This window comes from Brenneria alni (assembly GCF_003666245.1).
Lineage (GTDB): Bacteria > Pseudomonadota > Gammaproteobacteria > Enterobacterales > Enterobacteriaceae > Brenneria > Brenneria alni.
Genome location: NZ_MJLZ01000017.1, coordinates 67455 through 74314, shown reverse-complemented (window position 1 = coordinate 74314; position 6860 = coordinate 67455). Strand labels below are relative to the sequence as shown.

General features: G+C 48.4%; 7 protein-coding genes. 6 read left to right on the top strand and 1 reads right to left on the bottom strand.

Annotated features, from left to right (window positions below; genetic code table 11):
- Window positions 1-437: 437 nt before the first annotated feature.
- Window positions 438-1001, bottom strand: a complete 564-nt coding sequence (gene gmhB, locus BIY29_RS09640) for a D-glycero-beta-D-manno-heptose 1,7-bisphosphate 7-phosphatase (protein WP_121574915.1) — start codon at window positions 999-1001, stop codon at window positions 438-440.
- A 179-nt stretch (window positions 1002-1180) separates the two neighbouring features.
- Between gmhB and metN the strand changes: the two genes are divergently transcribed.
- The 6 genes from metN (at window position 1181) to proS (ending at window position 6836) form a co-directional block, all read left to right on the top strand.
- Window positions 1181-2212, top strand: coding sequence for a methionine ABC transporter ATP-binding protein MetN (gene metN / locus BIY29_RS09635; protein WP_121574914.1), 1032 nt, complete (start codon window positions 1181-1183; stop codon window positions 2210-2212).
- Window positions 2205-2858 carry a methionine ABC transporter permease MetI gene (locus tag BIY29_RS09630; protein WP_121574913.1) on the top strand — a complete coding sequence of 218 codons (654 nt, stop codon included), beginning with the start codon at window positions 2205-2207 and terminating at the stop codon, window positions 2856-2858. The genes metN and BIY29_RS09630 overlap by 8 nt, the downstream gene beginning before the upstream one ends.
- A gap of 66 nt (window positions 2859-2924) precedes the next feature.
- On the top strand, window positions 2925-3740 hold the full coding sequence (locus BIY29_RS09625; RefSeq protein ID WP_121574912.1) for a MetQ/NlpA family lipoprotein: 816 nt from the start codon (window positions 2925-2927) through the stop codon (window positions 3738-3740).
- A gap of 117 nt (window positions 3741-3857) precedes the next feature.
- Window positions 3858-4265 carry an Rcs stress response system protein RcsF gene (rcsF, locus tag BIY29_RS09620; RefSeq protein WP_121574911.1) on the top strand — a complete coding sequence of 136 codons (408 nt, stop codon included), beginning with the start codon at window positions 3858-3860 and terminating at the stop codon, window positions 4263-4265.
- Window positions 4262-5011 (top strand): tRNA (N6-threonylcarbamoyladenosine(37)-N6)-methyltransferase TrmO, encoded by a 750-nt coding sequence (gene tsaA, locus BIY29_RS09615; RefSeq protein WP_121574910.1) that lies wholly within the window; start codon window positions 4262-4264, stop codon window positions 5009-5011. Before rcsF ends, tsaA begins: the two co-directional genes overlap by 4 nt.
- Before the next feature lie 106 nt (window positions 5012-5117).
- On the top strand, window positions 5118-6836 hold the full coding sequence (proS, locus tag BIY29_RS09610) for a proline--tRNA ligase (protein WP_121574909.1): 1719 nt from the start codon (window positions 5118-5120) through the stop codon (window positions 6834-6836).
- Window positions 6837-6860: the final 24 nt, after the last annotated feature.

Genomic DNA, 6860 nt, shown 5'->3' with positions numbered 1-6860 from the left:
GTGTTAGGCCTGCCGCCAGCGTTCAATCTGAGCCATGATCAAACTCTTCAATTTAAGATTTGTTTGATTCGCTAACTTAATAGCTGTGCTCAAAGAATTATCAACTGTTTATTCGTAATGAATTTACTGTCAGTCACTCTTCAAGACTTTTTATATCGCTTGCCGATACCGTCTTGTGAGTGCCCACACAGATTGTCTGATTATATTGTTAAAGAGCAGTGCGTCATGGACTGAGCCGCTAACGCGAGGTGGCGTATATTACGCGTTCCCCTTTCAGAGTCAACAGTTAATTTTTAACGTTTTCCCTTACTTTACCGACCCGGTTATGCGTTCACCGCGCCGTGTCGATGGAGGCGCATTATAGGGGGCCGATTCAGAAGTGCAAGCAAATATCTTGAGCTTTTTTCTGTTTGTGCAACTTTCATTCACTTGATCGATTAACTGCGCTTTTTTATCCACTGAGGTAACTCAGCGAGGCTATTGATGATGCCATCGGCCAGAGAGTTACCCTGCTCGGTGATCGGCTTGCCTGTACGAACCAACACTTTTGTCCCCACGCCTGCGGCAATCGCCGCCTGCATATCTTCGACCTTATCGCCAATCATATAGGAAGCGGCCATATCAATATTCAGATGGCGCTGTGCAGAAATCAGCATTCCCGGCTCTGGCTTTCGGCAATCGCAAACCTGACGGTACTCCTCGCATCCTTGTTCAGGATGATGCGGACAAAAATAGATACCATCCAAATCCACGCCGCGATCGGCTAAAGACCAATCCATCCATTCAGTCAGTTGCATAAACTGATCTTCAGTAAACTTACCGTGGGCAATGCCTGATTGATTGGTCACAACGACTAACGCGAACCCCATATTCTTCAGTTCACGCATGGCATCAATGACGCCCTCGATGAATTGAAACTGATCGATCTCATGAACATAACCGTGATCGACATTGATCGTGCCGTCACGATCAAGAAAAACTGCTGGAACACTTTGTGCCACTTACTTTGCTCCTGATGGCGTAAATTGCCGGTTAGTATCGCATGTTTTCGCTATCAGAGAGAATGCCGTGGTAGGGACAATCCCAATTGACTTAGACGTCTAGACGCCCTACCATCCAGCTAACATTCTGACTACTCAGAATCTGATTTATCCAGCCATAGGCGCTTACCATAAAAGATATGATTGAACTTTCTAATATTACAAAGGTTTTCCAACAAAACGGTCAGGTGATTACCGCGCTTGCGGATGTAAGCCTTCATGTCCCTATAGGGCAAATCTATGGCGTTATTGGTGCATCGGGCGCAGGTAAAAGTACCCTGATCCGATGCGTCAATTTATTGGAGCGGCCAACCCAAGGCACAGTACTGGTTGATGGGCAGGATCTGACTCAGCTTTCAGAGAGTCAGCTAACGCAGGCACGTCGCCAGATTGGAATGATTTTTCAACATTTTAATTTGCTCTCCTCCCGCACTGTTTTTGGCAATATCGCCCTGCCGCTTGAGCTTGATAACACCCCAACGGCCGAGATCACACGTCGGGTAAATGAATTACTGGATTTAGTCGATTTGTCGGACAAACACAACGCTTATCCGGCCAACCTTTCCGGCGGACAAAAGCAACGAGTGGCTATCGCTCGTGCTTTGGCCAGTAACCCGAAAGTTCTACTGTGTGACGAAGCAACCAGCGCACTTGATCCCGCGACAACCCGATCCATTCTGGCGTTACTAAAAGATATCAACCGTCGGCTGAATCTGACGATTCTGTTGATCACCCATGAAATGGATGTTGTAAAGCGAATTTGTGATCAGGTTGCCGTGATCAGCGGTGGACGTCTGATTGAGCAAGATACAGTAGGACAAGTATTCTCTCACCCCAAAACACCGCTGGCCCAGACATTCATCCAGTCAACGCTACATCTGGACATCCCCGACGACTATGTTGCCCGCATGACGCCGACACCGCGGGAAGGCAGCGTACCATTGCTGCGTATGGAATTCACCGGCCAGTCCGTGGATGCTCCGCTGCTATCCGAAGTGGCCCGACGTTTCAACGTCAACAACAATATTATCAGTGCGCAGATGGATTACGCTGGCGGGGTTAAATTCGGCATTATGCTGGCGGAAATGCACGGCCAGAAGTCGGACACTTCGGCAGCAATACAATTCCTGCAAGATAATCATGCAAATATCGAGGTGCTAGGTTATGTCTGAAGCCATGATGTGGCTAATGGCCCGCGGCGTGTGGGAAACCGTGGCAATGACATTGGTTTCCGGCTTTTTTGGTTTCGTACTGGGCTTGCCGGTTGGCGTTCTGCTTTACACAACCCGTCCTGGGCAAATTATTGCCAACCCTAAACTTTACCGGGGACTTTCAGCACTGGTGAATATTTTCCGCTCAATTCCTTTTATTATTTTGCTGGTATGGATGATCCCATTTACCCGTATCATTGTTGGTACATCCATTGGTCTGCAAGCGGCGATCGTTCCACTAACCGTGGGCGCTGCGCCTTTTATTGCCAGAATGGTGGAAAACGCCCTGCTGGAAATTCCAACCGGTCTGATTGAAGCTTCACGTGCGATGGGCGCAACACCGATGCAAATCATCAGAAAGATACTGTTACCGGAAGCGCTACCGGGTCTGATTAATGCCGCAACTATCACACTCATCACGCTTGTAGGCTATTCTGCAATGGGCGGAGCCGTTGGTGCCGGTGGCTTAGGTCAAATTGGTTATCAATATGGTTATATTGGTTATAACGCAACGGTGATGAATACGGTATTAATATTGCTGGTTGTTTTGGTTTATCTGATCCAATTCTGTGGCGACCGGGCAGTAAAAGCCGTCACACATAAGTAAGCGTTAAAATACGCATGGGCTTATTTTACGTCCATGCCATAAAGACTTTTAATTAGAGGTAAGGATATGGCTATTAAATTGAAATCTATCGCGACAATCGGCGCATTGATTGGCGCTCTGGCTATAGCGGGATGCGGTCAGGAAGAAAAAGATCCTAATCATATTAAAGTAGGAGTCATCGTTGGTGCGGAACAACAGGTCGCAGAAGTTGCTCAAAAAATTGCAAAAGATAAATATGGTTTGGATGTTGAACTAGTTACATTCAATGATTATGTATTACCTAATGAAGCATTGAGCAAAGGCGATATCGACCTGAATGCCTTCCAGCATAAACCTTATTTGGATCAGCAGATTAAAGATCGTGGTTATAAGCTGGTCTCCGTTGGTAATAGTTTCGTTTATCCAATTGCTGGTTATTCCAAGAAAATAAAGTCGCTGGATGAATTGCAGGATGGCGCTCAGGTAGCGCTGCCAAACGACCCGACGAACCTGGGCCGCTCTTTACTGCTGTTGCAAAAAGTGGGGCTGGTTAAACTGAAAGAAAATGTTGGCCTACTGCCGACGGTTCTGGATGTGACTGAAAATCCCAAAAACATCAAGTTGGTTGAATTGGAAGCTCCGCAGTTACCACGTTCACTGGATGATGCTCAGATCGCATTAGCTATCATCAATACCACTTATGCCAGCCAAATTAACCTGACCCCATCCCAGGATGGTTTGTTTGTTGAAGATAAAGATTCTCCTTATGTGAATTTGCTGGTTGCACGCGAAGATAATAAAGACGCGGAAAATGTGAAAAAATTCGTTCAGGCTTATCAGTCAGATGAGGTAAACGAAGCGGCCAACAAAATCTTTAATGGCGGCGCAGTTAAAGGCTGGTAAATCAGTTATCATTACGTTTATAAAATATATCTTTGAGACGGGCTACGGCCCGTCTTGTTATTTGTGCAATAGCTTGCTTCAATATCCGCTCTTTAAAGAAAAAGCAGAGGAAATTTTATGCGTGCTCTACCTCTTATGCTGTTAGCCATGGCGCTGACAGGATGTTCCCTATCACAGAAGCCACCGGCCCCCGCGCCTCAGCCAGCCAGCGAACCTAAAGTGGAGCCGGTTGCCAAGCCCAAGCCAGCCCCTCGTCCTGCCCCCGCAGTGTTATATAAAAATGCTGAAGAATTGGTTGGTAAACCGTTCCGCGATATGGGGGAAGTTTCCGGCTCATCTTGCCAGGTAAGTGCTCAGGATGCACCGCCAAGTATGGATAATGCCCGCAAAAGAATGCAGAGCCGGGCGTCTGCCATGAAAGCCAATGCCGTTCTGCTGCATGAATGCCAGATTATCGGTGGCGTCGCTGGCTGCTATCGCCAGGTTGTCTGTCAGGGTACGGCATTGAAAGTTTCTGCTCAATGAGCCAATTTTTTTTCAATCAGATCGGTATTATCCACTCGCCCTATAAAGAAAAATTTGCCGTTCCGCGGCAGCCGGGTCTGATTGAAGATGGCGGAGGTGAACTCCAGCTATTACCGCCATATAACCAGGCAGAATGCGTACGCGGGCTCGCGGGCTTCAGCCATATTTGGATCCTGTTTGTTTTCCATCAAACAATGGAAGGTGGCTGGCGTCCTACTGTTCGTCCGCCCCGGTTGGGCGGGAATGAACGCGTGGGCGTTTTTGCGACCCGTTCAACCTTCCGGCCAAATCCTATTGGAATGTCGCTGGTTGAACTGAAAACTATCCATACCAGGGGAGCCACAGTAGCGCTGGAACTGGGAAGTCTCGATCTTGTCGATGGAACACCCGTGATTGATATCAAGCCTTATCTGCCCTTTGCCGAAAGTCAGCCTCATGCACTGGCTGGTTTTGCTCAGTTGGCCCCAGCAGCCGTAATGCCGGTTATTTTTTCCCCGTTGGCTGAACGGCAGATTGCCGGACATCAGAAAAAGTATCCCCACTTAAAACGCTTTATTACTCAAGTGTTAGCTCAGGATCCGCGTCCTGCTTATCGCAAAGGTGAGAACAGAGAGAGAGAATATGCCGTTTTACTGCTGGAATTTAACGTTCGCTGGCGGGTGTCGGCCCAGCAAACCGAAGTGCTATGCCTCGAAACAGCGGCACCGAAGGTTCCGGGCAGGGTACAGGATATAAAATTCCGCTGACTCTCTTTTGACGAGCGGCTCACACTGGTAAACTAGGCCACTTTTTATCTCCTCGGCTGCACCAGCAGCCCGATGCCATTTATCGTTCTAACGGAACTAAAACACCATGCGTACTAGCCAATATCTGCTCTCTACCCTGAAGGAGACACCTGCCGATGCGGAAGTTATCAGCCATCAGTTGATGCTCCGGGCCGGAATGATCCGTAAGCTGGCCTCTGGCCTTTATACCTGGTTGCCAACTGGCTTACGGGTTCTGAAAAAAGTTGAAGCCATCGTGCGCGAAGAAATGAACAACGCTGGCGCACTCGAAGTCTCCATGCCTGTCGTTCAACCAGCCGATCTTTGGGTAGAGAGTGGCCGCTGGGAACAATATGGCCCGGAATTGCTGCGCTTTGTCGATCGCGGTGAACGTCCATTCGTACTCGGTCCAACGCATGAAGAAGTCATTACTGATTTAATTCGTAATGAAATCAGCTCATATAAGCAGTTGCCGTTAAATGTCTTCCAGATTCAAACCAAATTCCGTGATGAAGTCCGTCCCCGCTTTGGGGTGATGCGTTCGCGTGAGTTTCTGATGAAGGATGCCTACTCTTTCCATACCTCGCAAGAGTCATTGCAGGCCACTTACGATGCGATGTATACCGCCTACAGCAACATTTTCAGCCGTATGGATCTGGATTTCAGAGCCGTTCAGGCTGATACCGGTTCTATCGGCGGGAATGCTTCCCATGAATTCCAGGTACTGGCTGCAAGTGGTGAAGACGATATCGTTTTCTCTACCGGTTCCGACTATGCCGCGAATATTGAGCTGGCGGAAGCCGTTGCTCCCAAATTGGGGCGTGCTGAAGCTACCGAAGAACTTCGTCTGGTTGATACGCCAAATGCAAAAACCATTGCCGAACTGGTTGAGCAATTCAAACTACCGATTGAAAAAACGGTGAAAACGCTGTTGGTGAAGGCAAGCGAGGAAAGCGGTCATAAGCTGGTTGCTTTGTTGGTACGCGGCGATCATGAACTGAATGAAGTTAAAGCTGAAAAACTCGCCATAGTTGCAAGCCCGTTGACATTTGCCACTGAAGAAGAGATCCGCGCGATTGTGGGCGCAGGCCCCGGTTCATTAGGTCCGGTTAATTTACCGATCCCCGTCGTGGTTGACCGTACCGTTGCTGCAATGAGTGATTTTGGCGCCGGAGCCAATACCGATGGCAAACACTATTTTGGTATCAATTGGGAGCGAGATGTTGCTCTGCCGCAGGTTGCGGATATTCGTAACGTGGTGGAAGGGGATATCAGCCCGGATGGCAAAGGTACGCTGCAAATCAAACGGGGTATTGAAGTTGGTCATATTTTCCAATTAGGCAGCAAATACGCTGAAGCATTGAAAGCGACGGTTCAGGGAGAAGACGGGCGTAATCAGACTCTGCTGATGGGCTGCTATGGCATCGGCGTCACCCGAGTGGTGGCCGCAGCCATTGAGCAAAATCATGACGATCGCGGTGTTATCTGGCCTGATGCCATTGCGCCTTTCCACGTCGCCATTCTGCCGATGAATATGCATAAATCTTTCCGTGTGAAAGAAGTCGCTGAAGATATCTATCAGCAATTACGGGCAAAAGGTATCGAAGTACTGCTGGATGATCGTAAGGAGCGTCCGGGCGTGATGTTTGCCGATATGGAACTGATCGGTGTACCACATACTATCGTGATTGGCGATCGTAATCTGGACAATGAAGAAATCGAATATAAAAGTCGCCGCAGCGGTGAAAAGCAGATGATTAAAACCAGCGAAATCATCGATTTTCTGCTGGCAAACGTTGTTCGCTAATCTTCAGCCAGCCTGGTTTTTCCT